At 40.5% G+C, this 26,390-nt stretch carries 30 protein-coding genes; 13 read left to right on the forward strand and 17 right to left on the reverse strand.

Annotated features, from left to right (window positions below; all coding sequences use genetic code 11):
* Nucleotides 1–9: 9 nt before the first annotated feature.
* A complete protein-coding gene (folP, locus tag ACLI1A_RS15680; RefSeq protein ID WP_411409622.1) occupies nt 10–837 on the reverse strand; it encodes a dihydropteroate synthase in 828 nt (275 codons plus the stop codon).
* Between the two features lie 82 nt (nt 838–919).
* Here folP and ACLI1A_RS15685 point away from each other — a divergent pair, with 82 nt between their 5' ends.
* The 6 genes from ACLI1A_RS15685 (at nt 920) to tpiA (ending at nt 5,223) form a co-directional block, all read left to right on the forward strand.
* Nucleotides 920–1,462: a DUF1599 domain-containing protein gene (locus ACLI1A_RS15685; RefSeq protein ID WP_411409623.1), complete on the forward strand. Its 543-nt coding sequence runs from the start codon at nt 920–922 to the stop codon at nt 1,460–1,462.
* Between the two features lie 59 nt (nt 1,463–1,521).
* Nucleotides 1,522–2,631: a MauE/DoxX family redox-associated membrane protein gene (locus ACLI1A_RS15690; RefSeq protein ID WP_411409624.1), complete on the forward strand. Its 1,110-nt coding sequence runs from the start codon at nt 1,522–1,524 to the stop codon at nt 2,629–2,631.
* Nucleotides 2,631–2,825, forward strand: a complete 195-nt coding sequence (locus ACLI1A_RS15695) for a hypothetical protein (protein ID WP_411409625.1) — start codon at nt 2,631–2,633, stop codon at nt 2,823–2,825. Before ACLI1A_RS15690 ends, ACLI1A_RS15695 begins: the two co-directional genes overlap by 1 nt.
* A complete protein-coding gene (locus ACLI1A_RS15700) occupies nt 2,822–3,898 on the forward strand; it encodes an ABC transporter permease (protein ID WP_411409626.1) in 1,077 nt (358 codons plus the stop codon). The genes ACLI1A_RS15695 and ACLI1A_RS15700 overlap by 4 nt, the downstream gene beginning before the upstream one ends.
* 69 nt (nt 3,899–3,967) lie before the next feature.
* Nucleotides 3,968–4,468: a TlpA family protein disulfide reductase gene (locus tag ACLI1A_RS15705; RefSeq protein WP_411409627.1), complete on the forward strand. Its 501-nt coding sequence runs from the start codon at nt 3,968–3,970 to the stop codon at nt 4,466–4,468.
* Complete coding sequence (tpiA, locus tag ACLI1A_RS15710; RefSeq protein ID WP_411409628.1) at nt 4,468–5,223, forward strand: triose-phosphate isomerase; 756 nt, start codon at nt 4,468–4,470, stop codon at nt 5,221–5,223. The genes ACLI1A_RS15705 and tpiA overlap by 1 nt, the downstream gene beginning before the upstream one ends.
* A gap of 70 nt (nt 5,224–5,293) precedes the next feature.
* Here the strand turns inward: tpiA and ACLI1A_RS15715 are convergent, their stop codons facing one another.
* Nucleotides 5,294–6,712 (reverse strand): alkaline phosphatase, encoded by a 1,419-nt coding sequence (locus ACLI1A_RS15715; RefSeq protein WP_411409629.1) that lies wholly within the window; start codon nt 6,710–6,712, stop codon nt 5,294–5,296.
* Between the two features lie 139 nt (nt 6,713–6,851).
* Between ACLI1A_RS15715 and ACLI1A_RS15720 the strand changes: the two genes are divergently transcribed.
* Entirely contained in the window at nt 6,852–8,117 is a 1,266-nt protein-coding gene (locus ACLI1A_RS15720) for a hypothetical protein (protein WP_411409630.1), read from the forward strand.
* A gap of 50 nt (nt 8,118–8,167) precedes the next feature.
* Here the strand turns inward: ACLI1A_RS15720 and rplS are convergent, their stop codons facing one another.
* The 6 genes from rplS to ACLI1A_RS15750 all read right to left on the reverse strand — a co-directional run bounded on the left by rplS (nt 8,168) and on the right by ACLI1A_RS15750 (nt 11,051).
* Nucleotides 8,168–8,521 (reverse strand): 50S ribosomal protein L19, encoded by a 354-nt coding sequence (gene rplS / locus ACLI1A_RS15725; RefSeq protein WP_411409631.1) that lies wholly within the window; start codon nt 8,519–8,521, stop codon nt 8,168–8,170.
* Nucleotides 8,522–8,643: 122 nt separating this feature from the next.
* A complete protein-coding gene (locus ACLI1A_RS15730; protein WP_411409632.1) occupies nt 8,644–9,078 on the reverse strand; it encodes a hypothetical protein in 435 nt (144 codons plus the stop codon).
* Between the two features lies 1 nt (nt 9,079).
* Entirely contained in the window at nt 9,080–9,583 is a 504-nt protein-coding gene (locus ACLI1A_RS15735; RefSeq protein WP_411409633.1) for an N-acetyltransferase family protein, read from the reverse strand.
* 245 nt (nt 9,584–9,828) lie between these two features.
* Nucleotides 9,829–10,089 (reverse strand): DUF6952 family protein, encoded by a 261-nt coding sequence (locus tag ACLI1A_RS15740; RefSeq protein WP_411409634.1) that lies wholly within the window; start codon nt 10,087–10,089, stop codon nt 9,829–9,831.
* Complete coding sequence (locus ACLI1A_RS15745; protein ID WP_411409635.1) at nt 10,070–10,384, reverse strand: thioredoxin family protein; 315 nt, start codon at nt 10,382–10,384, stop codon at nt 10,070–10,072. The genes ACLI1A_RS15740 and ACLI1A_RS15745 overlap by 20 nt, the downstream gene beginning before the upstream one ends.
* Before the next feature lie 28 nt (nt 10,385–10,412).
* A complete protein-coding gene (locus tag ACLI1A_RS15750; RefSeq protein ID WP_411409636.1) occupies nt 10,413–11,051 on the reverse strand; it encodes a peroxiredoxin in 639 nt (212 codons plus the stop codon).
* Between the two features lie 223 nt (nt 11,052–11,274).
* On the opposite strand from ACLI1A_RS15750, the gene ACLI1A_RS15755 reads away from it, so the two are divergent.
* From ACLI1A_RS15755 to ACLI1A_RS15765, 3 genes are all read left to right on the forward strand, one after another.
* Nucleotides 11,275–12,948, forward strand: a complete 1,674-nt coding sequence (locus ACLI1A_RS15755) for an amino acid permease (protein WP_411409637.1) — start codon at nt 11,275–11,277, stop codon at nt 12,946–12,948.
* Nucleotides 12,949–13,446, forward strand: a complete 498-nt coding sequence (locus tag ACLI1A_RS15760) for a MepB family protein (RefSeq protein ID WP_411409638.1) — start codon at nt 12,949–12,951, stop codon at nt 13,444–13,446.
* A 91-nt stretch (nt 13,447–13,537) separates the two neighbouring features.
* Entirely contained in the window at nt 13,538–13,954 is a 417-nt protein-coding gene (locus ACLI1A_RS15765; RefSeq protein ID WP_411409639.1) for a hypothetical protein, read from the forward strand.
* Between the two features lie 89 nt (nt 13,955–14,043).
* Here the strand turns inward: ACLI1A_RS15765 and ACLI1A_RS15770 are convergent, their stop codons facing one another.
* Nucleotides 14,044–14,226: a CsbD family protein gene (locus ACLI1A_RS15770; protein WP_411409640.1), complete on the reverse strand. Its 183-nt coding sequence runs from the start codon at nt 14,224–14,226 to the stop codon at nt 14,044–14,046.
* Nucleotides 14,227–14,485: 259 nt separating this feature from the next.
* Here ACLI1A_RS15770 and ACLI1A_RS15775 point away from each other — a divergent pair, with 259 nt between their 5' ends.
* Entirely contained in the window at nt 14,486–15,094 is a 609-nt protein-coding gene (locus tag ACLI1A_RS15775) for a M15 family metallopeptidase (protein WP_411409641.1), read from the forward strand.
* Between the two features lie 69 nt (nt 15,095–15,163).
* On the opposite strand, the gene ACLI1A_RS15780 is transcribed toward ACLI1A_RS15775, so the two are convergent.
* The 6 genes from ACLI1A_RS15780 to ACLI1A_RS15805 all read right to left on the reverse strand — a co-directional run bounded on the left by ACLI1A_RS15780 (nt 15,164) and on the right by ACLI1A_RS15805 (nt 21,437).
* Nucleotides 15,164–16,183: a COX15/CtaA family protein gene (locus ACLI1A_RS15780; RefSeq protein WP_411409642.1), complete on the reverse strand. Its 1,020-nt coding sequence runs from the start codon at nt 16,181–16,183 to the stop codon at nt 15,164–15,166.
* Nucleotides 16,184–16,189: 6 nt separating this feature from the next.
* Entirely contained in the window at nt 16,190–17,623 is a 1,434-nt protein-coding gene (locus ACLI1A_RS15785) for a CCA tRNA nucleotidyltransferase (protein WP_411409643.1), read from the reverse strand.
* Nucleotides 17,624–18,226 (reverse strand): L-threonylcarbamoyladenylate synthase, encoded by a 603-nt coding sequence (locus ACLI1A_RS15790; protein ID WP_411409644.1) that lies wholly within the window; start codon nt 18,224–18,226, stop codon nt 17,624–17,626.
* Between the two features lie 76 nt (nt 18,227–18,302).
* Complete coding sequence (locus ACLI1A_RS15795) at nt 18,303–19,406, reverse strand: DegT/DnrJ/EryC1/StrS family aminotransferase (protein ID WP_411409645.1); 1,104 nt, start codon at nt 19,404–19,406, stop codon at nt 18,303–18,305.
* 229 nt (nt 19,407–19,635) lie between these two features.
* The gene (locus tag ACLI1A_RS15800) at nt 19,636–20,433 is read right to left on the reverse strand and encodes a DUF5672 family protein (protein ID WP_411409646.1); all 798 of its coding nucleotides are present in this window, start codon (nt 20,431–20,433) and stop codon (nt 19,636–19,638) included.
* A gap of 152 nt (nt 20,434–20,585) precedes the next feature.
* On the reverse strand, nt 20,586–21,437 hold the full coding sequence (locus ACLI1A_RS15805; protein ID WP_411409647.1) for a glycosyltransferase: 852 nt from the start codon (nt 21,435–21,437) through the stop codon (nt 20,586–20,588).
* A gap of 88 nt (nt 21,438–21,525) precedes the next feature.
* On the opposite strand from ACLI1A_RS15805, the gene ACLI1A_RS15810 reads away from it, so the two are divergent.
* Complete coding sequence (locus tag ACLI1A_RS15810) at nt 21,526–22,293, forward strand: Kdo domain containing protein (protein ID WP_411409648.1); 768 nt, start codon at nt 21,526–21,528, stop codon at nt 22,291–22,293.
* Nucleotides 22,294–22,372: 79 nt separating this feature from the next.
* The gene (locus ACLI1A_RS15815) at nt 22,373–23,203 is read left to right on the forward strand and encodes a glycosyltransferase family 2 protein (protein WP_411409649.1); all 831 of its coding nucleotides are present in this window, start codon (nt 22,373–22,375) and stop codon (nt 23,201–23,203) included.
* On the opposite strand, the gene ACLI1A_RS15820 is transcribed toward ACLI1A_RS15815, so the two are convergent.
* Together ACLI1A_RS15820 and ACLI1A_RS15825 are read right to left on the reverse strand one after the other, a co-directional pair.
* The gene (locus tag ACLI1A_RS15820; protein ID WP_411409650.1) at nt 23,175–25,016 is read right to left on the reverse strand and encodes a glycosyltransferase; all 1,842 of its coding nucleotides are present in this window, start codon (nt 25,014–25,016) and stop codon (nt 23,175–23,177) included. The genes ACLI1A_RS15815 and ACLI1A_RS15820 overlap by 29 nt on opposite strands.
* A gap of 9 nt (nt 25,017–25,025) precedes the next feature.
* A complete protein-coding gene (locus tag ACLI1A_RS15825) occupies nt 25,026–25,841 on the reverse strand; it encodes a 2,3,4,5-tetrahydropyridine-2,6-dicarboxylate N-succinyltransferase (protein WP_411409651.1) in 816 nt (271 codons plus the stop codon).
* Nucleotides 25,842–26,390 lie beyond the last annotated feature (549 nt).

A 26,390-nucleotide genomic window follows, 5' to 3' on the forward strand; every position in this document is an offset into this window, starting at 1 on the left:
ATTGCTACATTACCCCATTGTTGCATTAAATAATTTAACCGTTTCTATTGCTTCCTTTACATCGTGTACACGCAGTATTTTGGCACCTTTTATAAGGGAAATGGTGTTTAGTGCCGTAGTGCCATTCAGTGCTTCCTGTGGGGTAGTACCCAGCAGTTTATAAATCATCGACTTGCGAGAAATTCCGCTTAGCAATGGCAATCCTGTTATGGTACTGAAAAGTTCCAGCTTGCCCATAACTTCATAGTTTTGTTCCAATGTTTTGGCAAAACCAAAACCTGGGTCTATAATTATATCGTCTATACCATGTTGGCGAGCTATGGCAATACGTTCACTAAAGTATTTCAGCATTTCGCCTGTAATATCATCATACTGCGTAAGTTTTACCATGGTTTGCGGAGTGCCGCGCATGTGCATCATTATATAAGGCACTTTGTATTTGCCCACGGTAGGTATCATGGTATCGTCGAGCAGGCCTGCTGCAATGTCGTTTATTATGGCAGCGCCGCTTTCTATACAAGCCTCGGCAACCTTTGCTCTAAAGGTATCAATAGAAATAACCGTTTCAGGAAAATGCTTTAGTATCAGCTCCACAACCGGCGCCGCTCTTTGCAGTTCTTCATCTTCACTCACAAACTCGGCATTCGGCTTGCTGGAATATGCACCCAAATCGATAAACGTAGCGCCTTCTGTAAGAAGCTTTTCTGCCTGGTTAAGCAGGGTGGTTTCATCTTTATACTTACCCCCGTCAAAAAAAGAATCGGGTGTAACGTTTAATATCCCCATTACTTTTGGGGTACTTAGGTCGATGAGGTTTCCTTTACAGTTTATATACATAAGCGGTAGTTTGATGCCCCGCTTTGGGGTTGGGGCGTTTTTTACTACATTTGAAAAAATTTCAAAGCAAAGATACTACTAAATGAGCAATACATCCCTGCAGTACGATAAGGTGATAGCCGCCTGCCGCCAGCTTTATACTAATAAAATGAAAGACTACGGCCCGGCCTGGCGCATACTTCGCCTGCCGTCGCTTACCGACCAGATTTTTATAAAAGCCCAGCGCATACGCAGCCTTCAGGAAAATGAAGTGCGTATGGTAGATGAAGATGAAACAGGTGAGTTCATTGCTATAGTAAACTATTCTGTTATGGCTTTAATACAATTAGAGCTTGGTATTGCTACCCAACCCGATCTTACTGCTGAAGAAGCCACAAAGCTATACGATGAGAAAGTAACGCTGACAAAGAACCTGATGATGGCTAAAAACCACGACTATGGTGAAGCGTGGAGGGATATGCGTGTAAGCTCGCTTACCGACCTGATATTGCAGAAGATACTTCGCGTTAAGCAAATAGAAGACAACAAAGGCAAAACACTGGTAAGTGAAGGTATAGATGCTAACTACCAGGATATGCTGAACTACGCAGTGTTTGCGCTAATCCATCTTGGGTACGCACAATAACAAGTCATTAACAAAAGGCATTGGTTTAAGCCTTAATTTTGAGGAAAACTAATTAAAAAATGGTCAATTCCAATAAACAAAACATAGCATACATTATTAGGGGACTGGTAGCATTCCTGTTTCTTTTTTCGGCAGTAGCCAAAATGTACCCCTCGCCATACTTTGCTATCTCTACTTTCGAAATAAAACAACTGGTGCCGCTGGGCTTTTCTCAATCGCTTGCCGTATACTTTTCGCGTACGCTAATCGGTATAGAAATAGCACTGGGTTTACTGCTGTTACAGCCGCATTTCCTTAAAAGGTTTGTGGTGCCGTCTACCATAGCACTGCTTGTGGTATTTATAGCACACCTGCTTATAACCATAGCCGGTGGCGGAAATTCGGGCAACTGTGGTTGTTTTGGCTCACTAATAGAAATGACTCCGCTGGAGTCGGTATACAAAAACCTTGTTACGGTAGCCTTATTAGTGTGGTTGTACAGGTTATTACCATCAGGTACAGATAAAAGTAACTTTTCGGTGCTTACTACCGTGTTGTTTGCTTCAATCCTTGGCGTATTCATGGTAGCCCCAATGCCTAAGGTAAGCGCTACTCCTACATTTGAAGTAGGCGAACCGATACCTGAAGAAAGTGCTGCTTTCCCTGAAGATACACTTAGCGCAACAACGATTGATACCCTTGCAGCCCCTGTTGTAGATAATGCCCCTGTAAAAAAGGATGCTGCTGCAACGCCTGCTACACCGCAGGAAAAACCCGTGGAAGCCAAACCTGCCGGGCCTGCTCAGAAAAAATCGGTGTACTCGCAGTTCTTTGCCAATGCAGATAAGGGTAAGAAAATCATCGGACTGTTTGTACCGGGGTGTGAGCACTGCCGCGATGCTGCTAAAGAGATAACTGAATTAAAGAAGAAAAATAAGGACTTCCCTGAGCTTGAAATCATTTTTATGGATGAGGAAGCTGAAAAAATACCAGAGTTCTTTGACTACGCCGGAGCTAAGTACCCGTATAAGATTATGGATATACCTGCCTTCTGGAACCTGCTGGGTGGTACTAAAGATACCCCGGGAGTTATTTACCTGTGGAATGGCAATATTATTAAAGACTGGGAAGGTATAACGGGAAATAAGTTTACCGGTGCAGCCTTAATGAAAGAACTTAATAAAAAGTAATGATACAGAATAAAAGGATACAGCCGCTTATAGGTTCGCTTATCTTATATTTCATAGGCTTTTTCCTGTATAAAGGTTCAAACGGTAATCTGGTAATGGTTATTCCCGGTGCCTTGTTTATGCTTACAGGATTGATAATGAATGTTATCTTTATGATTAAAGTATTTAAAGACGTGTTTAACAGAAAGAATTGATACGCTATTTTTTACATAAAGCCGGCTATGCGCTCCTTACATTGTTTGGGGTGGTTACGGTTATATTCTTTTTGTTCAATGTGCTGCCGGGCGATCCTGCCCGTATGATGCTGGACCAAAATGAGAACAGCGAGCAGCTGGCACTCATTCGTAAAAAATACGGATTTGATAAACCGGTTACTACACAGTACCTGTATTACCTTAATGATCTTTCGCCACTGTCATTCCACAGTACCAATGCTGATGATTATACCTTTTTAGAAGAGGGGAAATACAGTGCTGTAAAACTGTTTACTGTAGGTAATACCACTACGGTGTTAAAAGCACCTTATTTGCGCGAAAGCTTCCAGAAAAGCGGCAAAAAAGTGAGTCAGGTTATAGGCGATACCCTGCCCAATACCGTGGTATTGGCGTGTTTTGCTATAGTAATAGCCATAGCCATAGGGGTAATGCTGGGTGTTGTTTCGGCATTGTATAAAGATACCTGGATAGACCGTACAATAGCCTTACTGAGTACACTGGGCATGAGCCTGCCGTCATTCTTTGCAGCGATATTGTTTGCCTGGGTATTCGGGTTTTTATTGCACGAACTCACTAACCTGAACATGACCGGTAGCCTATATGAGGTAGACGACTTTGGCAACGGCAGCCACATACAATGGAAGAACATTATACTACCAGCCATAGTACTGGGCATACGTCCGCTTGGGGTGGTAATACAACTTATGCGAAACTCATTGCTCGAAGTACTCAGTCAGGATTATATCCGTACGGCCCGTGCCAAGGGATTGAGTGAAATCCGCATTATACGTAAGCACGCCTTAAAGAATGCGCTGAATCCGGTGGTGACTGCCATATCAGGCTGGTTTGCAAGTATGCTTGCCGGTGCGGTGTTTGTAGAATATATTTTCGGGTGGAACGGCCTGGGCAAGGAAGTAGTAGAAGCACTAAATACGCTCGACCTACCTGTAATTATGGGGTCGGTTTTGGTAATCGCCGCTACCTTTGTGGTAATAAACATATTGGTAGACGTAATCTACGCGTGGCTCGACCCAAGGATACGATTGGAATAAGATTTGATATTGGGGTAACTGCCTGTAAGGCTTTACCTTTTAATTTTGTTTATATAAATTGTTTTTAAAATGAAAAGATTACTTTTACTGCCAATACTGTTTCTAATGATAGCATGCCAGGCACAGGATAAAACCGCTTTTAGTAAAGAAGCGCTTGAAGCAAAAATGACCGCTGTAGACGGTACACAGATAGCCTTTAAAGACATACTTGCCAAGTATAAAGGTAAGGTTGTAGTTATAGATGTTTGGGCATCATGGTGCCCGGATTGTAAAAAGGGTATGCCTAAGGTACACGACCTGCAAAAAATGTTTCCTAATGTGCAGTACCTGTTCCTGTCGTATGACCGTGTAGATGAAAAATGGAAAGCAGGTATAGAGTCGTTTAACACTAAGGGCGGCGACAACTACCACGTAGGTACCAGCATGAAAGAAGGCGCTTTTAGCGAAGACATTAAGCTTGACTGGATACCACGCTACATGGTAGTAGACAAAAAAGGTAAGATAGCGCTGTTCCGTGCTATTGAGGCCGACGATGAAAAACTTATCAGTACACTAAAATCAATACAATAATGAGAAAGAAGATCGTTGCAGGTAACTGGAAAATGAATAACGACATTAACCAGACTGTTGCCCTGCTTGATGAACTAATAGCTAAAAAACCTGAAACTACTACTGCTAAGCTTGTAGTGGCTCCAAGTTTTATCAACCTTACTACCGCTGTAGCTAAAACTAACGGTACAGGTATTATAGTAGCGGCACAAAACATGCACCAGGCAGAAAACGGCGCTTACACAGGTGAGGTTTCTGCAAGCATGCTTAAGAGCGCTCACGTAAATACTGTAATCCTTGGCCACTCAGAAAGGCGTGCTTACTTTGGTGAGACTAACGAAATCCTTGCCAAAAAAGTAGACACTGCTCTTGCGCATGGCTTTACAATTATATTCTGTTTTGGTGAAGAACTTGCCGACAGGCAAAGCGAAAACCACTTTGCAGTGGTAGAAAGCCAGCTTCGCGAAGGTATTTTCCACATTGCGCAGGAAAACTGGGCTAATGTAGTTCTTGCTTATGAGCCGGTTTGGGCTATTGGTACAGGCCTTACAGCGTCACCGGAGCAGGCGCAGGAAATGCACGCGTTTATCCGTAACCTTATTGCTGAGGCAGTTAGTCCTGCAATAGCTGAGGCTACTTCTATCCTTTATGGTGGTAGCGTGAAGCCGGATAATGCAGCTGAAATTTTCGGTAAGCCGGATGTAGACGGTGGCCTTATAGGTGGTGCATCACTTAAAGCAGATGATTTCCTTGGAATACTTAAAGGAATAGAATAAGGTTCAATACCTTGTAAATATAAAGGGCTGCTTCAAACGAAGCAGCCCTTATTTTTTTATGGAGAGGTGGTTAAAACTTATTCTCCACTTCCGCAGCCTGAAGCATCAGGTAGTGCAGGTCGGTATTTTTTACAAACGGTTTAAGCAATTCGCTTCCCGGCCCAAACATAGCCAGGTTTACGTAATCAGCGCTGTGGTCCATGCTTATCCAGCCCACGCTGGTGTATGCCTGCTGCATTTGAGAAAACGCTTTGTATGGTAGCTTTTTATAGTTATACAATCCACCTTCCTCTTTGTCAAGACCGGTGTAGTGGCTTAGTATGCTTTTGGCTTCATCATCAGTAATGGTGTGGTTGTTAGCGTACTTAACGAGCTCTTGTATTTTGGCTGTTGTCCAGTCGGGCTTTATTTCATTCAGTAGCCACTCATTGGTATTGGTAAACTTCTGTATGTTGTCAAAGTTGTCGTTGGCACTTTTGCCATAAATCACGCCCGGGTTTGCATTACCGTGGTCGGTAGTAATAATTACCAGGGTTTCTTTGTCTTTTTCGGCAAAGTCTATGGCTACCTTAACCGCTTCGTCAAAAGCTATCTGGTCGTAAAGCAATGCGCCTATGTCATTAGCATGCGCGCCCCAGTCTACCTTACCGCCCTCTATTTGCAGTACAAAACCGTTTTTATGGTTTTTCATGTGGTCTATTGCCTTCTGTGCCATTTCGGCCAGGGTAGGGGTAGTTTCGGTAAGTTCTTTACTGCTGCGTCGGTCTATACTGTAGGGTAGGCCGTTATCGGCAAAAACACCCAGTACAGGCTTGCCCGGCTGCGTAGCCAGCATTTCGTTTCGGGTACGGGCTACCTGCCAGCCTTTTGCTTTATACTCGGCATACATATCGCGCTTGTCCTTACGGTGTTCGGCGTTAAAGTAGTCGTTACCGCCGCCCATCATAATATCAAAACCAAGGCGCAGATAATCTTCGGCTATGTCTTCCATAGCGTTACGGCTGTCGTTGTTTACGCAGAAACCTGCCGGGGTAGCGTGGGTAATGGGCACTGTAGTAACACAGCCCGCCATTTTACCCGCTTTTTTAAATTTTTGCCATATAGGCATATACTTCTCACCGTTTGGCCCTACGTTCAGCACGCCGTTTTTTACGCGAACACCACCACCCCAAGACGATGAGCCCGCCGATGAGTCGGTAACGATAGAACTTGCCGAAGCCGTATCCATAAGGGCATTGGCTACACGGTTGTCTTTGTACAGCTGAATCCAGTTGCTGCCTTTACCGTTTTTGCGGTTCAGGTACAAATCGGACATATTTAGCGTACCGGTACTCATACCGTCTGCCACCATAAAGATGATGTTTTTAGCCTTCTTGTTTTTATTGTTGATGCCGCCGTCTAAAACGCGGGCAGTGCTCTCAAACGGGTTGATAAGGGTGGCTCCAAGTGTAAAGAGCGAACCGTTTCGGAAGAACCTTCTTCTGTCCATGGGATATTACTATTGGAATTTTGTCAAATGTAAGCACTATTGTGACAGGCAAGGTTATTTGAGGGTTAATTTAACAGGTAGCCTTTTCATGTTATTGTCTTTAGTTGGATTTTTGGGATAAAAACTATAGTTTTAAGTTATGATAAATACAGATAATTTAAAGGGCAGAATAAAGAAATATACTAATATCAATGATGATGTTATACGGCAAACGAAAGGTTTTGATGAACAAGGTCGTGAAACGGATGATTTATATTATAATAATGGTGTATTAAGCCAGCATACAACTAAGCACTATACCCTGAATGGGTATATTGAAATACAGAAAAATTATGATGAAAACGGCTTGTATACGGATAAAATTATAAGTTTTCATGATACCGATGGTGACCTGATTTTGACAGAATCCTATGATAATTTTGATCAACTTATTCATAGCTATGAAAACGGTGTTAAACAATTAGTTACTAATGATGCCGGACAAACGCTTGAAGTACTTATTGTGAGGGGTGATAAAACTTTTATGAACGACCGTTTTGAGTATGACTCTGAAGGTAAGCAAGTAAAAGCACAGCGATTTAATGAAGAAGGTACTTTACTGCTAACTATGATGAGTGATTATGAAGGCGATTTGGTAATAAGGAGGATTTATAATAAAGATGGTATTCTGTTTGAAATCAATAAAGGAGTGTTTACTCATGGTCGGCTTACCCGCGGAATCCGCGTTAGCAGAGGGGTACTATCATACCATTTTGTAGAATTTTTTTTTGATGAATGGAAAGATATTGATCCCATTGACTATGAGTTTTATGATTATAATGAAGATCGAAAGACTAATGTATTGACAAAAGACCAGCGCCAAAACTTTCCTGAAATATGCGCTTTGCTAGATATGTTACAATATGATGTTATTGGAAACAAAATTGATTTTATAGCGTCGATGGAAAATTTCATATTCCAGGTGGAATATGAGTATGATGTTGTTGGCCAACAGGTGTCGCAAAGTAAAGATGTGTATTGGCCTGAGTTTAGTACTGACCAATTAACCAATGAAAGCTATTGGAAAAAAATTTATAATACCGAAGGGCTATTAATAGAAGAAGAAGATTGTGTAACTGAGAAAGAATGGGATACTTGGAACCATTATTTTTATGAATATCTTTTTGATGAACAAGGCAGAATAGCTCAAAAGCGATGGAAAAACTTGTATTATGAAAAGTATGGAGTTGTAAACTACAGTTACCATGCCAGTGGAGGTTGTATGCAGCAAAGCATGGATAATAATGGTGAAGTTTACTTAGTTACTGTAATTGACCACTATGGCAACTGTATATATGAAAAAGAAATTTATACTGATGGCAGTGGCAGTAATAAAGAAGAGCTTGTTGTTGAATATTATGAATAAAAAATCCCCATACTTGCGTATGAGGATTTTTGTATCTGATAAGATGGAAATTACCTTCTTCTCTTTTCTTTGATCTTAGCTTTTTTACCAGTAAGTTCGCGGAAGTAGAATATACGTGCCCTTCTAACTTTACCACGTTGGTTAACTTCAATTTTCTGAAGTGCCGGCATGTTAAGTGGGAAGATACGTTCTACACCTACAGCACCCGACATTTTGCGGATAGTAAATGTTTGAGTAACACCTGCACCCCTCTTCTGGATAACTACACCCTTGAAGAACTGAGTCCTGGTTTTTTCACCTTCTTTAATTTCGTAGTACACAGTGATTGTGTCACCTGAGTTAAACTCAGGAAAATCTTTTTTTCCGATGAACTCGTCCTGAACGAATTTTAAAAGATCAGACATGATTTTTTAGTTTAAAATAGTTTAACCGGGGCAACGTATTCACGATTTTCGCCAGAGGTTGGCCCGAATGAGGGTGCAAATATAAATCTATTTTTTGAAATGCAAAACGAATTTTTAAAGTTTTAATTGTTTGATTGACTAGCTATTAACTTGCTTTTGTGTGCTTTGTAGTTTTTAAGGGCTATTTTATGTATTTGCTTGTTGTTGTAGAGTGAAAGACAAGAACTGAATATTGCTTTTCCATTTCCAATTTCGGTATTTGCATAAAGAGGCTTTATTTTGCGCGCTTCGGTTCTTCCTACCACATTTGCTATTGAATCATAACCTGTAAGGAAAAGTGGAGAATCAGCAAACGAAAAATCTCCGTGACTTTTTAGGACAGTTCTTGTTTGGTTTTCTGTTAACTCGCACATACATGAGTATACAACGATTTGTTTAAAATCAGTGGTCCACTTATTTTTAGACATATATGTTTTTACAGTTGCTTTTTCTGATTTACACGAAAATGTAACTATAGATAATAGCGCTAATAAAACAGTTACTCTTTTATAATCCATTTTAAACAATTTTTTCAAAAGCTTTCCTTGCGCTCCCCCTAAAATATACCTCCCCACAATAAGTATAACCCAACTTATCCAGTATTTTCAGCATGCCGGGATTGTCAAAGTTGGTGTCTACTTTCAGGCTCTTAATATTGTTCTGTAATGCATATCCTTCAATATAGCCCAACATTTTTTGTGCAAGCCCCACTCCTAAAAACTGCTCAGAGATAGCCACACGGTGGTATACCACAAAGTCGTCATCGGTAAGCCATTTCCCATCAATGTCATCATAAGCGGGCTCGTCGTTAATCAGCACGGCACAGTAGCCTGCCACAGTACCGTTAACAATAAGTACATAACCTATTTGTTTGTCTATATCTGCTTTTACCACATCGGGGTTGGGGTAGCCGTCTTGCCACTGCCTGCTGCCGTCGGCTTTGCGGCGGGCTATGGCACCCTGTAAAATTTCCCATATTGCAGGGGCATCATCAGTAGTTGCCAACCTAAAAGTGTATTCCATTGTTGCTTAAAGTTAGGTTGTACAAAAGTCCGTATTAAAATTGTCCTGGCAAAGGAGAAGGTCACACGTTTTCCATTTCGAGCGAAGAGAAACGAAGTCGAGAAATCTCTATATATGCGTCTGAGATTTCTCCACTTGCTTTTCCAGTTCGGGCAAAGCCCTCGTGTCGCTGCGCAGCGGTCGAAATGGGAGAAAACAAAAACGCCCCCGTTTCCGGAGGCGTTTGGTAGTATTAAGAATAATAATTATCCTTTATCGATAGAGCCCAGTACGCGCTGCATAAAATTATTTAGCGCTTCTTTTTTGCTCATACCGCCTTTTATCAGTTTGTTTACCTCAAGCGCGCCATACATGTTAGAGATGAGTTCACCTATTACATCAAGCTCCTCGTCTTTTAAAGAGGGCACTTCGGTAAGCGCTTCTAAAACTTCCACGGTTTCTATAATATAGTCCTGGTCGTTTTGTTCTATAAACTCGGTTAGGTGCTTAATTACTGGTAACTTCATTTACAAGATCGGTTAAGATTTCTACTTTGTTTGTTTGCACCTGGTTTACCAGCTGTCCGTCCTTAAAGGTGGCAAATGTAGGCAGGTTGTCTACCTTAGCCAGTTTGCGCGATTCAGGGAAGTTTTCGGCATCAGCAAGTACAAAGGTTATGTTTTCATGGTCACCGGCAAGTTTTTTAAACTTAGGCTTCATGATCCTGCAGTTACCGCACCATCCTGCCGAGTATTGTACTACAACTACCGGTTCGGCCGCTACAATTTCGGCAAGGTTATCTTTATCTAGTTCCTGTAACATGATGGTCGTTCTTTATGAGTTAAAAAAATTAGTTAGATGAAAGGTAAGAAGCAACACCGTCGCGGTCTGCTGTCATAGCTTCTTTGCCTTCTTCCCAGTTTGCAGGACAAACTTCACCTTTAGTTTGTACGTGAGTGTAAGCATCTACAAGGCGTAGGTACTCGCTTACGTTACGGCCCAGTGGCATATCGTTTACGCTTTCGTGGAATATTTTACCATCCTCGTCTACAAGGTAAGTAGCACGATACGTAACGTTGCTGCCTTTAAGGATAACAGTGTCGGTTTCGTCGTTGTACTCACCAGACTCTATATCAAGGATACCAAGAATGTTAGCAAGGTTCCTGTTTGTGTCGGCAAGGATAGGGTAGGTAACACCTTCTATACCACCGTTGTCTTTAGCTGTGTTTAACCATGCAAAGTGTACCTCGTTAGTATCGCATGAAGCACCTATTACTACAGTATTCCTTTTTTCAAACTCACCAAGAGCAGCCTGGAAAGCGTGAAGCTCAGTAGGGCATACGAAAGTGAAATCTTTAGGGTACCAGAAAAGAAGTACTTTTTTCTTTTCGCTTACAGCTTTTTCAAAAACGTTGATAGATAGGTAGTCGCCCATGTGGTCAATAGCGTCTACTGCAATGTTTGGGAATTTTTTTCCTACTAATGCCATAGTTGTTTATTTTAAAGTTTTAATATAATCGGCTTAAAATTTCTTTTGCAAAAGTACACGCAAAAGCACCTAATTTACTATGATAAGCATCATATTTCTTTATTTTCTGATAGAGAAAACCTATATAACTTAATTTACAAATTATGTTTCAAAATAGCAATACTGTGTCGTTTTTATATTAAGTTTTCTATATTTGTTTGTTATACCAATAATTTTCACACGAATGGCATTAAAAGACCTTTTCCGTACCAAACCTATCAGTAAAATTTTGCAACAGGGTGGAGACGGCGAACACACCGGACTACACAAGGTACTTACAGTAAAAGATCTTACTTTTTTTGGGGTAGCAGCTATTATAGGCGGTGGTACATTCAGTGCCATAGGCAATGCCTGTTTTTCAGGCGGGCCTGCTGTAATCCTTCTTTATATTATCTGTGCTATAGCCTGCGGGTTTACTGCTATGTGCTATGCCGAATTTGCCAGCCGTGTGCCGGTATCGGGTAGTGCGTATACCTATGCTTATGTTTCGTTTGGCGAACTCTTTGCCTGGGTTATTGGCTGGGCGCTGATTATGGAATATTCTATAGGTAATATCTATATTGCTTTTTCGTGGAGTGGTTATTTTACAAACCTGCTCGAAAGTTTCCATATTCATCTACCCGAATGGTTAACCATTAATTATACCGAAGCGCATCGTAATTTCCTTGAAAACAAACCGGGGGAAGGATTTAACGCATGGCAAAATGCCCCTATGCTGGGCAGCCTGAGAATAATATTCGACCTGCCTGCGGTAATGATTAACCTGCTTATAACTTACCTGGTATACCGAGGCACGCAAGAGTCTAAAAACCTGAGCAATATTATGGTATACATAAAGCTTATCATTATTGTTTTGGTAATTGCTGTAGGCTGTTTTTATATTGATATAGACAACTGGACACCTTTTATGCCAAATGGCTTTGGTGGCGTTATGGGCGGTGTGTCGGCAGTATTCTTCGCTTACATTGGTTTTGATGCCGTTTCTACACTGGCTGAGGAATCAAAGAACCCGCAGCGCGACCTGCCTAAGGGTATGATATACTCACTGGTTATCTGTACCGTGCTGTATATAATACTGGCGCTTGTGCTTACGGGTATGGTGCCTTACGATAAACTTGGTGTTACTGATCCGCTTGCCGAAATTTTTGCCCTTAAAGGCGTAAAATGGATGCTGTTCATCGTGTCTATTGCTGCCGTGGTAGCTATGACAAGTGTAATGCTGGTGTTCCAATTAGGACAGCCACGTATATGGATGACCATGAGCCGGGACGGCCTTATGCCAAAGAGATTCTCTAACATTCACCCTAAATTTAAAACACCGGGTTTTGCAACCATAGTTACCGGTTTTGTGGTGGGATTACCAATATTCTTTACCGATGAAACTTTCGTGCTCGATTTTACCAGTATAGGTACATTGTTTGCCTTTGTACTGGTGTGTGGAGGGGTATTACTGCTTAGCCCACACAGCGAGGCCGAGAGCGAGGAAAATAAGACCAAAGGTAAATTCCGCATACCATACATTAATGCGAAGTTTATTTTCCCGCTTATCGTTGTGGGAGGTATAGTTGTAACACAATATGCATTCCCTACTTTTTTTGCCGATACCTTTGATTTTTCAGGTGATGCCACTGCCAATGTAACCATGATAGTGTTTTTTGCGCTGTGTATAGTTATGGCGGTGCTTTCGTTCCTTAAAAATCTGTCGCTTATACCGGTGCTTGGCTTAATATCATGCTGCTATCTGCTTACAGGAATGTCTTTGGGTAACTGGGCTTGGTTTGGCCTGTGGCTGGTACTTGGACTTGTTTTCTATTTTGCTTACGGTAGAAGCCATAGTAAGTTGGCTAAGGCGGAATAAATGGAAAGTGATTTTTCAGTTGAATTACATATCTTCAGGTCGGTAGGGGTTAATATTACTAACATAGTTCCCGAAAAAGAAAGCGCAGCATATAGTGCTTGCCAATTTAGTACGGCAGACAATGCTGTAATGCTCTTTCGTAAAAGTAAAATAACACCTACCAAAAACGGACAATTTGTAACGCTTTGGAAACGGGAGGGTAATGGCCTAATAGCGCCTTTCGGTGAAGAGGATAATATAAGAACTATTATCATTAGAGTGGAAAACAATGCACAAAGCGGATATTTTATTTTTCCTGCTTCGGTGCTCTGTAATCAAAAGATATTTACTGCAAACGGAAAAGAAGGTAAGCGCGCTTTCAGGGTTTATCCACCCTGGGACAAGCCCGAAAGCAAACAGGCTGCTGCTACCCAAAAATGGCAACTACAGTATTTTGTAGAGATTAAAGAAGGTAGCCTCTGTGATGTAAAAAAAGCGGTCGGGTTATTTTATGACTAGACTATTACAGTAAAACCTTAGAAAGATTTTTTGTTGTGTTTTGGATTTAAATATTTGATTAACTTTATGTTACAAAAATTAATCAATATTTATGAAAACTCCTCAAACGTATTCCACCGCACAAAATATCTTCAGGATAGTACTGGGTTGCCTGCTGCTCTTTACGGGTACCGGGCATTTAACCTTTGTTCGTGAAACCTTTAGCGCTCAGGTGCCTTCGTGGGTACCGCTTGATGCCGACCTTGTAGTAATACTATCGGGTGTGGTAGAGCTATTGCTTGGGCTTTCACTATTGGCGCTTACAAAATACAGGGTAGCGGTAGGCTGGGTAGTGGCTGCATTTTTTGTAGCAATTTTTCCCGGCAACTATGCCCAGTATGCAAACCATGTAGATGCATTCGGCCTTAATACCGACGGTTTAAGGCTTACACGCCTGTTTCTGCACCCATTGTTAGTACTGTGGCCTTTGTGGAGCTGTGGCTCGCTTGCGGCAGCTTTTAAAAAGTAATTAATATAAAAACTGTCCGGCAAACAGTTTATGCTGTTTACAGGACAGTTTTGTAATGTGGTTATGTGCCCGCGAGGGAAAGGGTTCAATTACTGAAAAATAGAAAGTATTTCCTTTTTCGCTTTGCCCAACTTCTGCTCCAGGCGTCCCCACATTTCATCATCTTTACCTTCTTCATACGTTAAGTCGTCGTCGGTAAGTTCGGCGTACTTTTGTTTAAGCTTTCCTTTTAGCTCGTCCCAGTGTCCTTTTATTTCTGTTGAATTTGGCATAACAATTTTTGTTTTTAGGTTATTTCAGTATTGTAAAATTACAAGTCATAACCTTAAAAGACTGCCAAGGGTTTTATAAAGTGATGCTAAAATCTATTTTTTAAAACTTACAGTATTTTAATGGTTTAAATACTTTGAAAAAATAGGTAAAACACTGTTTGTTGTTTTGGGTTATTGTTGTTAATTGGTTGCTGTTTAGTTGTTTGTGTTCTTTTGATGAACTGATTGTAACGTTTAACTCTTTTAATCATTCTAAGTTATGAGTTATCAATTACTGAAAGAAGATGTATTGTTTTATCAACGTCTGTTAAAATCAGCAGGGCTATACAAATACGGGCTCGATGGCGACTGGGGACCAAAAACTTCTAATGCCGATGCCGATTTTATAGCAAAGTATGAGAGTTTGAAGGCGCAATATGGCGGTTTTGACCCCAGAAGTGAACAAAATATTATTACGCTACACCCCAAAGCCCAGGAGGAAGCAAGGAAGTTTTTAAAACTGGCTCAGGGCGGTGCTTTTCAGGTAAGGATAATATCGGGTACCCGGACTTATGCAGAGCAAAATGCCCTTTACAGACAGGGTAGGTATGGTAATTCCGGCCCCGTAGTTACTAACGCTAAAGGCGGACAAAGTAACCACAATTTTGGTATTGCTTGGGATATAGGGCTGTTTGATTCACATGGCTACAACACAGTAAATGCTAATTACATAGCAATAGCTAATAAAGTTATGCCACAGTTGTCAACTCTTGAATGGGGTGGCGACTGGAAGTCTATTAAAGATAATCCGCATTATCAGTTAAAGGCAGTAAGCAACTCAGTTGCCATAATCAGGCAAAAGTTTGAGAATGGTCAAGCCTATGTGTAAAGTTTATTCTGCTCCCCCCTTAATAAAAAAGCCCTTTTATCATTTATAAAAGGGCTTTTTGAATATTTTCTACTTACTCAGCCTGTGTAGTGTATATGTCATTGCTGTAAGCAGGAAGAAAGCCACAACCTGGTGGGTAAGCCCCAGCCATAACGGCACCCTGAACAGTAGTGTAAGTACTCCCAGTGTAAACTGCAGGAATACTATTGCTACAAGTGTATTAAGTCCGTTTTTTTGCTGGTTGTCCAAACTGAATTTCTTCCCCTTGAAGTATAGTGCTACTATTAAGCCAACTACTATGTAGGCCATAGTACGGTGTACAAACTGTACGCCGCTCTGCCCTTCGGTAAGGTTTTGCAGTAGGGTAGGCTTTTCTATAAACACACTGTCGTGTATTAGTTGACCGTCGCTCATCAGTGGCCAGGTATTGTGTACCAGCCCGGCATTAAGCCCGGCAACAAAGCCTCCGTATATAATTTGTAACAGCAATATTACAAGTGCAACACGAGCCAGTTTACGCATTGGCAGTAAGGCAGTTTTCCTTTTAGGGTAGATTAAATCCAGTGCTACCCATAGTGTGTAGGCAAAGGTAAGGAACGCAAACGTAAGGTGTAGCGACAGCCTGAAGTGGCTTACATCCGGGTCGTTTACAAGGCCGCTTTTTACCATAAACCAACCGAAGAATCCTTGTAATGCTCCCATGCCTAACAGCACAAAAGATTTGTTTAAGGTAGCTTTGTCAATGCGTTTCTTGATAAGGAAATAGACAAATGGTATTATAAATACCATACCTATTATTCGTCCTATAAAACGGTGGAACCACTCCCAGAAGTAAATGAACTTATAATCATCCAGGGTAAAGTTGTTGTGGATGTTTATCTTTTGGTACTCCGGAAATTTCTTGTATTCATCAAATGCCTGTTGCCATTTTTCGTCCGTTAGCGGAGGAAAGGTATCAGTTACAAGATGCCAGTCGGTCATGCTAAGGCCGCTGTTTGTAAGGCGGGTTATACCGCCAACTACCACCATTATAAATACCAGGAAACAACCTGATAGTAACCAAATGATGACTCCTTTATCGCGTTTCATAAATGTTTAAGAATTTGCTGTTTTAAGTCCAAGCTTTAAAGCCCTTTCCATCATAAAAGTATAGGCAGCTTCATACTCATTAGGTATCTCACCTTCCAGTATGGCTTCCTTAATGGCTTCTTTCAGTACTCCGATTTCCCGTGAAGGTTTCAGGTTAAAAATCTCCATGATTTCCTCGCCGGTAATAGGCGGCTGAAAGTTTCGCACGTGGTCGCGCTCTTCTACTTCAACAATCTTCTGACGTACAATTTTAAAATTGTTGTGGTATTTTTTAAACTTATTCGGGTTCTTGGTAGTAATGTCTGCCTCACAAAGCGTCATTAGGCTGTCTATGTCCTCACCGGCATCAAATACCAGGCGGCGCACTGCGCTATCGGTAACAATATCCTGTGCCAATACTATAGGGCGCGAACTCAGCATTACCATTTTTGCCACAAACTTCATTTTGTGGTTCAGCGGCATGTGCAGGCGCTCAAACAATTTTTTAACCATTTTGCCACCCACAAACTCGTGTCCGTGGAATGTCCAGCCCTGTTTTTTTACAAAACGCTTGGTAGGCGCTTTGCCTATATCGTGCAGTAGAGCAGCCCAGCGTAGCCATACATCTTCGGTATTGCGGCTTATGTTGTCTACAACCTCCAGGGTATGGTAAAAATTATCTTTGTGTGTTTGTCCTTCTACTTCCTCTACGCCTTTTAGTGCGGTAAGTTCCGGTAGTATAATATCCAACAGCCCGGTATCGTACAGCAGCTTAAAGCCGATAGACGGTACAGGTGCCGAAAGTATCTTGTTTAGTTCGTCGGTAATACGTTCGCCGGTAATGATTTTTATACGTTCCTTGTTACGCTCAATAGCCTTAAGCGATTCTTCCTCAATGGTAAAATTAAGTTGGGTAGCAAAGCGTATGGCACGCATCATACGTAGCGGGTCGTCGCTATAGGTAATATCCGGATCCAGCGGTGTACGAATGATTTTGTTGGCAAGGTCTTCCACACCGTTAAACGGGTCTACCAATGTACCAAAATCATCTTCAGATAGTGAAAGTGCCAGTGCATTTATGGTAAAGTCCCTGCGGTTTTGGTCGTCTTCCAGTGTGCCGGTTTCCACAATAGGGTTACGGCTGTCGGTACGGTAACTTTCCTTACGGGCGCCCACAAATTCTACGTCTACGTCATCGTATTTTAGCATGGCAGTACCGTAGGTTTTAAAAACCTGAACTTTAGGCTTGCCTTTTATCAGGCCCGAAACGGCTTGCGCCAATTCAATACCGCTGCCTACCGCTACTATATCTATGTCTTTTTTAAGACCGCGTTGCAGCAGAAAATCGCGCACAAATCCGCCTATTACATAGCTTTTTACATTAAGCGATGCTGCGGCCTGCGCGGTAATTTCAAATATCTTATTATTAAGGGCTTCTTTGTATGAAGTTTTGTTTTCCATTTAAGGGCGTATCACTTTAACCGTCATATCGTTGCCCAGTTTTATGATAGCCGAAGGCTTGGTGGCAACTTTTTCGTGGTGCAAATTTACGATATAGTCTACGCCGTCCAAAATATGATGGTCAATTTCTTTAAACTGTGTAGGTGTAGGTATACCGCTTATGTTTGCTGAGGTAGAAACCAGCGGCTTTTTCATCCGCTCCATAAGTTTGTAGCAAAAAGGTTCTTTTACCAGGCGTACCCCAAGGGTGTTGTCTGGCGCTATAATGTTTTGTGCCACATTTTTCGGATTATCTAAAACTAACGTTGTAGGTTTATCGCTCATGTCCAGGATTTGCCATGCGGTTTCGGGTATGTCTTTAAATACACTCCACATCATGCGGTCGCCGTTTACCAGGACTATCATGCTTTTAGATTCTTCTCGTTGCTTAAGGGCGTATATTTTTTTTATGGCTTCAGGATTAGTGGCATCGCAGCCTATGCCCCAAACAGTATCAGTAGGGTAGAGGATAATGCCGCCGGCCTTAATGGCTTCGTAAGCATTATGTACTTCCTGATTGATGAGGTCTTGCTCATTCATGTTCATCTTGTCTAATGGATGCATGGCATTACTGTTTAAAACGCAAAAATACTGCTTTTTAAAATGAGAATACCGTAAATCTAAGATGAGTTTTTAGATGTTATTGAAAGCTGTTCACTGCTTCTGCAATGATTGTTAATTCATCATCAGTTAAAACCGGGCTTATAGGGAGGCTAAGCACTTCTGTGTGTATTTTTTCCGTGATAGGTAAGCACAGGTGGTTGTATTCTTTGTAAGCTTCCTGTTTATGCGGAGGAATAGGGTAGTGTACCAGTGTTTGTATACCTTTTTCGGTAAGGTATTGTTGTAGCCTAGTACGGTCTGTAGTGCGAATTACATACAAATGCCATACGTGTTCATTTCCCTTTTCCGGAATTTGAGGTAACGTTATGGCGTCATTTTTTATATTGTTATTGTAAAAAACTGCAATTTCCTGGCGGCGCTGGTTTTCAGCATCCAGATGCTTTAATTTTTCATCCAGAATAGCAGCTTGCATTTCATCTAACCGAGAATTAAGCCCCCTGTATTTGTTTACATATTTTTCGGTAGTGCCGTAGTTTGCTATAGCACGGATTACTGATGCTAATTCATCGTTATTAGTGCTTACAGCCCCACCATCGCCAAGAGCCCCAAGGTTTTTACCCGGATAAAAGCTGAAACCTGCAGCATCGCCCAGATTACCCGATTTTATGCCGTTCCAGGTAGCGCCTATGGCCTGTGCATTGTCTTCAATAATTTTCAGGTTGTGTTTTTCAGCCAAAGCTTTTAGTTCATTACTGTATGCTATACGTCCGTACAGGTGTACCGGCATAATGGCTTTGGTCTTTGGTGTAACGGCCTTTTCAATATTCTCAACCGAAATATTAAACGTGTTTATGTCCGGTTCAGCAAAAACAGGTATAAGGCCACAATCAGTAATGGCCAGTAGTGTTGCTATAAATGTATTACCCGGAACTATAATTTCGTCTCCCTGCTGCATAAATCCGAGTTCTGTATAGCCTCGAAGTATCAGCCTGAGGGCATCCAGTCCGTTGGCTACACCTATAACGTGTTTTACCCCCAGATAATTGGCAAGGTTTTGTTCAAAATTTCTTGTTTCCTCTCCTAAAAGATACCACCCGCTACGAAATGTTTTCAGCAGGCGCGCTTCAATAGCTTCCTGGTGGAGCAGGTTTATTTTTTGAAGATCAAGAAATTTTATCATTCAGTGTATTTTTTTGGTAATAATTAATCAATAGGGATGCACCTCTTATAAAACTATTGTGTGAACTTATCTTCGCGGCATAGCGGCTTTGCGAGATTTTTTTGACCACAAGGTTCACCAAGTCTTTCACAAGGTACACAAAACATATAATTATACTCAATATAGACACAAAGGCTTTCCTGTGGAAAGCTAAACAAGTCCACAAAGGGACTTGTGTCTACAGTATAGCTTATAAAGAGGGAACCTCAAAATTTTCTATTTTATCTATAATAGGCAACCAAAATTTGTCAACGTTCTTATTAAAAAATCGGTGACATCCAAAGGGGAGCTTTTTATCATTTAACTTATATGCTATTTCCGGTTTTCTGTCCATTGCAAAATCTACAGCTTCCATATAACCGGGTATTTTCATGTCTGTGTATTGTGGTGCTGCCATAGAAAAGTACACATCTTCAATATGATAGTTCCTTTCATCGCGGTGCTGTAGTGCGTATTCTATTTTGTCTTTCTGGGCAGTAACAATACGCATCATGGTTTCAGTTTTCCTTAATGAGAAGCCAACATTGCCTACTTTAAAAAAGTGATCGGTATTTTTTTTCTTTTTCTTTACCAGGTTTTTTATGGTTAGTTCCAGCTTCTTGAAGAAATTTTGTTTAGATGCTATCCAGGGCGCACCTATATAGTCATAACCTTTATTGCACCAATATTCCAGCTTGTCTTCAAATACATATACATCAGTTTGGCATATAAGTATATACTCATAATTGGCAAAGCTGCTATATAACTCTTCAGACAGCATTAGCCTGTTATAACCTTCAAGCCCTTTAAAATAATTAGGGTCAAATGTTTTTATTTCATGCTTTACAGTGTCTAAGAGGCTTTGCAGCGGCGATAGGTCAAGCCCTTCAGGGCATATTATGGCAAAAGGGTGACTTCCTAGTATGTTTAATGATCTTTTCAGCGATAACATTTCGTAATTGCTGAGTGCTGTTTTATATAGAGGTATGGTTACAATAGCTTTTTCCATAGGTGCTGATTAATTGGTTATAAAGGTACGCAAGAAGTTTATATATCTTATTTGTGTAATTACCCTTCCTTCAATTCGTTGATTTTTTGAAAGGATTGACGTCGTCATAATTGGGTGTAACGATTTCCGAAAAAAAAGTACACTTTAGCCGTTTACTTGGCTTTATATACACCCAGTGCTTTTTTAATAGTTTTATTGAGTAATATCCAGTTTACATAAAAGCCATTTTTAAAGCTTGTAAACCACCATTTGTTATACGGTAAAATGTTGTCTGATATAAAATTGCTTATCTCAGGAGAAACAATAAAGTCCTTACTAACGTCTTGCCATAAAATATTTCCGTAACCGTCAAATTCGTTTACCTTATTCTTTTCATGGATTATAGACATCCACAACCGGGTATGCGTAAGCTGTTTTATACGCGTTTCTTTTTTCCAGTGGTTATGGTCGTTTTTCCACACCGTTTTAGGATCCTCGTTTTTTTCTATCAGGCTTATAAACGGGTTAAAAACATGCTCTTTTTTGCCCAGCATAACAACCGGCTTTATTTGTAGCGAATACCCTTTTACCACATCTATGGCCATATAGTCCTGCTTGTCAAACTGTTTTTGTACCTCGTCTATAAACGTGTTACGTATGCAGTCGTCATTGTCTATGCGAGATGTTATAATATAAGGTTGACCCACAGTTTCTTCTGTAACCAGTTTTTTTATTTCAGGATAAAATGCAGGCATACCCTCTATAAAAAAGGCTCTTACATTAGGTTTCCCGTTTAAAAGTTTTCCTATTTTTTCCCTGTAATTTTCGGGGGTTGTAACATCAAAATATATTAACCAGTTAAAATTTTTATTGGTTTGCGCCAGTACCGATGGCAAACAGAAATTCTCAAACAGCCACAAACGGTGATCAAGCCATTCATCAGTAAGAAGGCTTTCGTTGTTTTTTGTTACATCCCATTTAGGATTTTTGAGATTAAATCGGGTAATTAAATAGTGGCTAAACATTATATACTGGTTATATCAACGGGTAAAAATAAAGCAATTATTTTACCTGTAAAATGCAAAATGGTTACTTTTGCAAAAAATAAGTTGAATGAATTATGTCATCCATACTGATTTTGCAACTCATTCACCGCGTATACAGGAGATAGTTGCAAAATTCAATACTGAAGGAACAATGTTTGCCGATGGGACAAGAAATAAGATAAAGACTTTTTCGATGGACGATACAACGGTAAATGTAAAATCATTCAAAGTCCCTAACTTTTTCAATAAAATAGTTTACCGTTTTTTTAGGGAGGGTAAAGCACAGCGCTCTTATGAAAATGCTAATGCACTATTAAATATGGGGATAGGTACGCCTAAGCCTATTGCCTTTTTTGAGAACCGTACCGCATTATCATTGCTGGATAGCTATTATATGAGCGAGCAGATGCTGCCCGATCTTACTTACAGGCAACTGATAGAAATACCTGATTATCCTGAACACGATATTATCCTTAGACAGTTTACACAGTTTACTTATCTGTTGCACCAAAAAGGTATCGAATTTAAAGACCATACTCCCGGAAATACCCTGATAAAAAAAACCGGAGCACAACGGTATGAGTTTTTCCTGGTAGACCTTAACAGGATGGCATTTCACTCTAAACCCTTGTCTTTAAAAAAAGGTATTATAAATATGTCCAGGCTTACCCCGGAGAACCATCTTGTGGAGGTTATGAGCGATGAATACGCGAAGCTTTGCGGTGCATCTTATGATGAGGTATTAAGCCTTATGACGAAATACACCCAGTATTTTGCTAACCGTTTCCACCGTAAGCGTGCCATAAAGCGTGCGTTAGGCCTCAGGAAAAAGTAATATATTTGCAAACACAAAGCTATGAAGTTTTTTTAGCAGCCACGCTGCTAAACGGCTAATTAGCTAAGAAGCTAAAAAAATGAAAATATCTGTTATTGTAAGTACCTATAATGCCGAGAAATGGCTGGAGAACGTGCTGATAGGGTACTCTAATCAAACATACAAAGACTTTGAACTTATTGTTGCAGACGATGGTTCGCGCGATACTACCCGTGAACTTATAGAACGTTATGCGGCTAACTATCCTGTGCCTGTACGTCACCTTTGGCATGAAGACAAAGGGTATCGCCGTCAGGAAATACTTAATGTGGCTATAGTAGAGGCTGCAAATGAGTATATTATTATGACGGATGGCGATTGTATTCCGCGCCCCGACTTTGTAGAAGTACATGCCCGTGAAGCCGAAAAAGGGCGTTTCCTTTCGGGCGGGTATTGTAAACTTACCATGAAAACCAGTGAAGCTATCACTAAAGAAGATATACTTAACGGTAACTGTTTTAAGATAAATTGGTTAAAAAGTATCGATAAGCTTGGATTTAGCCAGGCATTAAAACTTGGTGTCGGGCCTTTTGCAGCTTCGGTATTAGATGCTGTAACTCCTACAACACCATCATTTAATAACTGTAACTCCAGTGGTTACAAGGAAGACATGATAGCCATTAACGGATACGATGAGCGTATGAAGTATGGTGGGCCGGATCGTGAGTTTGGCGAAAGGCTGGAAAACTTCGGCGTTAAAGGAAAACAGATACGCCACAAGGCTATATGCCTGCACCTTGATCATAGCAGGGGGTATAAAACACCTGAATCATTAGCTGCAAACCTTGCCATCCGTAAAGAGGTAAGGGATAAAAAAATAAAATGGACGCCTTACGGTATTGTTAAGGAAGCGGGTGTAACTGTTGAGTAACAATATTGGTTTCCAGAAAACTATGCAGCTTGTCTTCAAAAAGGGCAAGCTGTAATTTTTTATACAACTCTATAGATTGCTCCTTAAATTCTTTCGGGTGTTTTTCGCCATAAATTTCCGGAAAGTAATCCTGAAGGTGTACAGCATTGTGTTTATGCGTATCGGTAAGCATATTCCACGATCCCTTATTAATCCACGGAGAAAAAATAGTAAATGTAGGTACGCCAAGTGCTTTGCCCATATTTACTGCCCCGCCTTCATTGCCTACCAGCCCGTTGCATTGAGATAATACGGCAATCATTTGCCTCAGGTCATCTATATAAAAATCAAAAACAACCTTTTGCTTTGTTTCCGGTTTGCAAAGATTGTAAATTTCCTGTGCTTTGTCGGCTTGCTTTGGCAAATAGTTAAACAGCAGTTGTGCACCTGTGTTATCAGCTACAAAATCAGCAATTTTAGACATTTCGGCAACAGGCAGGCTTTTTATATCATCGCTTCCCATTATGCTTAGCATTATAACCGGCTTGTTTATATCCAGTTTTGCTGCCATCAATTGTCTTGCGTATTCTATTTCTTTTTGTTCCAGGTATATTTTAGGAAAATTAACTGGGGTAGCTGTACCCGTAAGGGCTTCGGCAAGCTGTAGCCTGTGTACTAACGCAGAATTTTCTATACGCCAGTCTGGTGTTATGGTTTTGTCGTAGAAAAATGATGTGTACCATTTTTTAAAGCCAATACATGTAGCCGCGCCCGATATAAGTACTATAATACCGCTTTCCCATTTGCTGTATGCATCTAGTATAGCAGTATATCTTTTCCTGCGGATACTTAATGCAAATTTTATAAGTGCAAGCCTGCTTTTACGTTGCTCGCTTGTAAAAGTTATAAGGTGGTCTATATAGGGATTGTTTTGTACTACAGGCCTTGTGAAATCATAAGCCATATAGTCTACTTGCGCATCAGGGTATTCTTCCTTAAGAGCTTTGCAAATAATACTGCTGGCCAGTACGTCGCCAATCATCTTTTGCTGTATAACCAGTATCTTTTTAGAACTTTTGTTAAGCTCTCTTAGGTATACATAACGCATGTATACGTGGTAGCCAAGTATTTTGGCTACTTCATATCCACGTTTACCGTTTATAAAGCCAAGTTTTAGTACATAATATTTAAAAAAACGGTATGCTGGTCTTACGGTAAAGTGTAATATATTGGTGCGTACACCTTCCTGATGAAATTCTTTAGCCTTAAGGCGTGAATATTGCAGTCGTTTTTGAAGAAAATCGTCGGCATCCCTAAAAGAGTAGTGCTGTATAGCGTTTTTTAGTACACGGCTTTTACCTTTAATAGATAATTGCTCGTGTACAAGCTTGTCGCTGTAACGGCACTTTGATTTTCTAAAAATACGTGCCGTGCGGTCTTCGTTAAAGCTGTTGTTTACTAAGGGTTTTCCCTGATAATAAAAAACACGCTTTACCCAAAATGCAGATTCTTCCGGAGCTTTATAAAAAAGGCTTTTTATTTCTTCAACACCTTTTTCGGTAATGCGTTCATCAGCATCAAAAAATAATACCCAGTCATTTTCCGCCAAATCTATAGTATAGTTACGCTGCGACGAGAAATCATCAAAAACACGTTGATACAACCGCACATGCGGGTACTCTTTTTTGATGATTTCCGTTGTAGCATCGGTACTAAAGGAGTCTACCACAACAATTTCGTCTGCAAAAGACATGTTGTCCAGATATTCACGTATGTTGTGCTCCTCGTTATATACTATGGCAAGGGCAGATATTTTTATGGGTTCGCCTTTCATTCGCAATTATTAAACCGCTACATCATATTCCCTCAGGGCGTTGTTAAGCGAAGTTTTAAGGTCTGTTGATTCTTTACGTTTACCTATAATAAGTGCACATGGAACCTGGTATTCTCCTGCCGCAAATTTTTTAGTATAACTTCCTGGTATTACTACACTGCGTGCAGGTACTATACCTTTCATTTCTACAGGTTCATCACCCGTTACATCTATAATTTTTGTAGAGGCTGTAAGGCATACATTAGCACCTAATACCGCTTCTTTTTCTACTCGTACTCCTTCAACAACTATACAGCGAGAACCTATAAAGGCTCCATCTTCTATAATAACCGGTGCGGCTTGTAGCGGTTCCAGCACGCCGCCTATACCTACACCACCACTTAGGTGTACGTGTTTGCCTATTTGCGCACAGCTCCCCACGGTTGCCCATGTATCTACCATAGTGCCTTCATCTACATAAGCGCCTATGTTAACATAGCTTGGCATAAGAATAACACCCGAAGATATATAAGCACCATGTCTGGCTACAGCATTTGGAACTACGCGAATACCTTTTTCTGCATAATTGCGTTTAAGCGGCATTTTATCGTGGTATTCAAATATTCCTGCTTCCAGGGTTTCCATCTTCTGTATAGGGAAATACATTACAACAGCTTTCTTTACCCATTCGTTTACCTGCCATCCGTTTTCTACGGGCTGGGCCACGCGAAGTTTTCCGGCGTCTAAAAGTTCTATAACTTCCCTTATGGCGTTTGTTGTTTCTTCATTTTGAAGCAGGCTGCGGTCATCCCATGCCTTTTCAATAATGTTTTGTAAGTTGTTCATAGTAGTGCATTGCATTTCGGCAAAGATAGTAATCTGATTACATTTTAAGCTGCTTTGCGGTAAATATACTATTTGTTAAGGTTAAGTTTAAGTGAGGTTTGTTGGTTTTTATGTCTTATCTGTTTGTTGTTCAGTGGTTTTGTTTGGTTTTAGAATCTGTTTCATTCAATTTTTGTCTTTAGTGCTATAAATACATATATATAATAGGACTACTCAAACTAGAAGGAAAGGGCTCAAATATGTTTTTGCTCATCATGTATTCCCTTTATTTCTCGGTGTCATTATATATATAATAGAGTAGAATATGCTGTGCGTTGTGTGTTTTACTTTTACTTCCCCTGCTGTTTTTAAAAAACTTTTGTATTCAAATCATTATATATCAACCACTTACCTTTTTGTGTTAAATGATCTTCAAAAAAGATTTAAAAAATGGTTGTAGAAGTAAAAAATGGGTGTACTTTTGCACCCGCAACAGAGAAGTTAGCAATGTTCTTAGAAATATTGATGAGTGATTTTTGAGGTTTAGAGCTTCTTATTATATAAGGAGTA

The sequence above is a fragment of the Flavobacterium sp. RHBU_3 genome, from assembly GCF_046613565.1.
In the GTDB taxonomy this organism is placed as follows: domain Bacteria; phylum Bacteroidota; class Bacteroidia; order Flavobacteriales; family Flavobacteriaceae; genus Flavobacterium.

Coding starts and splice junctions, on each gene's coding strand:
- folP (WP_411409622.1), bottom strand. CDS start 837: ATGTATATAAACTGTAAAGGAAACCTCATCGACCTAAGTACCCCAAAA.
- ACLI1A_RS15685 (WP_411409623.1), top strand. CDS start 920: ATGAGCAATACATCCCTGCAGTACGATAAGGTGATAGCCGCCTGCCGC.
- ACLI1A_RS15690 (WP_411409624.1), top strand. CDS start 1,522: ATGGTCAATTCCAATAAACAAAACATAGCATACATTATTAGGGGACTG.
- ACLI1A_RS15695 (WP_411409625.1), top strand. CDS start 2,631: ATGATACAGAATAAAAGGATACAGCCGCTTATAGGTTCGCTTATCTTA.
- ACLI1A_RS15705 (WP_411409627.1), top strand. CDS start 3,968: ATGAAAAGATTACTTTTACTGCCAATACTGTTTCTAATGATAGCATGC.
- tpiA (WP_411409628.1), top strand. CDS start 4,468: ATGAGAAAGAAGATCGTTGCAGGTAACTGGAAAATGAATAACGACATT.
- ACLI1A_RS15715 (WP_411409629.1), bottom strand. CDS start 6,712: ATGGACAGAAGAAGGTTCTTCCGAAACGGTTCGCTCTTTACACTTGGA.
- ACLI1A_RS15720 (WP_411409630.1), top strand. CDS start 6,852: ATGATAAATACAGATAATTTAAAGGGCAGAATAAAGAAATATACTAAT.
- rplS (WP_411409631.1), bottom strand. CDS start 8,521: ATGTCTGATCTTTTAAAATTCGTTCAGGACGAGTTCATCGGAAAAAAA.
- ACLI1A_RS15730 (WP_411409632.1), bottom strand. CDS start 9,078: ATGGATTATAAAAGAGTAACTGTTTTATTAGCGCTATTATCTATAGTT.
- ACLI1A_RS15735 (WP_411409633.1), bottom strand. CDS start 9,583: ATGGAATACACTTTTAGGTTGGCAACTACTGATGATGCCCCTGCAATA.
- ACLI1A_RS15740 (WP_411409634.1), bottom strand. CDS start 10,089: ATGAAGTTACCAGTAATTAAGCACCTAACCGAGTTTATAGAACAAAAC.
- ACLI1A_RS15745 (WP_411409635.1), bottom strand. CDS start 10,384: ATGTTACAGGAACTAGATAAAGATAACCTTGCCGAAATTGTAGCGGCC.
- ACLI1A_RS15750 (WP_411409636.1), bottom strand. CDS start 11,051: ATGGCATTAGTAGGAAAAAAATTCCCAAACATTGCAGTAGACGCTATT.
- ACLI1A_RS15755 (WP_411409637.1), top strand. CDS start 11,275: ATGGCATTAAAAGACCTTTTCCGTACCAAACCTATCAGTAAAATTTTG.
- ACLI1A_RS15760 (WP_411409638.1), top strand. CDS start 12,949: ATGGAAAGTGATTTTTCAGTTGAATTACATATCTTCAGGTCGGTAGGG.
- ACLI1A_RS15765 (WP_411409639.1), top strand. CDS start 13,538: ATGAAAACTCCTCAAACGTATTCCACCGCACAAAATATCTTCAGGATA.
- ACLI1A_RS15770 (WP_411409640.1), bottom strand. CDS start 14,226: ATGCCAAATTCAACAGAAATAAAAGGACACTGGGACGAGCTAAAAGGA.
- ACLI1A_RS15775 (WP_411409641.1), top strand. CDS start 14,486: ATGAGTTATCAATTACTGAAAGAAGATGTATTGTTTTATCAACGTCTG.
- ACLI1A_RS15780 (WP_411409642.1), bottom strand. CDS start 16,183: ATGAAACGCGATAAAGGAGTCATCATTTGGTTACTATCAGGTTGTTTC.
- ACLI1A_RS15785 (WP_411409643.1), bottom strand. CDS start 17,623: ATGGAAAACAAAACTTCATACAAAGAAGCCCTTAATAATAAGATATTT.
- ACLI1A_RS15790 (WP_411409644.1), bottom strand. CDS start 18,226: ATGCATCCATTAGACAAGATGAACATGAATGAGCAAGACCTCATCAAT.
- ACLI1A_RS15795 (WP_411409645.1), bottom strand. CDS start 19,406: ATGATAAAATTTCTTGATCTTCAAAAAATAAACCTGCTCCACCAGGAA.
- ACLI1A_RS15800 (WP_411409646.1), bottom strand. CDS start 20,433: ATGGAAAAAGCTATTGTAACCATACCTCTATATAAAACAGCACTCAGC.
- ACLI1A_RS15805 (WP_411409647.1), bottom strand. CDS start 21,437: ATGTTTAGCCACTATTTAATTACCCGATTTAATCTCAAAAATCCTAAA.
- ACLI1A_RS15810 (WP_411409648.1), top strand. CDS start 21,526: ATGAATTATGTCATCCATACTGATTTTGCAACTCATTCACCGCGTATA.
- ACLI1A_RS15815 (WP_411409649.1), top strand. CDS start 22,373: ATGAAAATATCTGTTATTGTAAGTACCTATAATGCCGAGAAATGGCTG.
- ACLI1A_RS15820 (WP_411409650.1), bottom strand. CDS start 25,016: ATGAAAGGCGAACCCATAAAAATATCTGCCCTTGCCATAGTATATAAC.
- ACLI1A_RS15825 (WP_411409651.1), bottom strand. CDS start 25,841: ATGAACAACTTACAAAACATTATTGAAAAGGCATGGGATGACCGCAGC.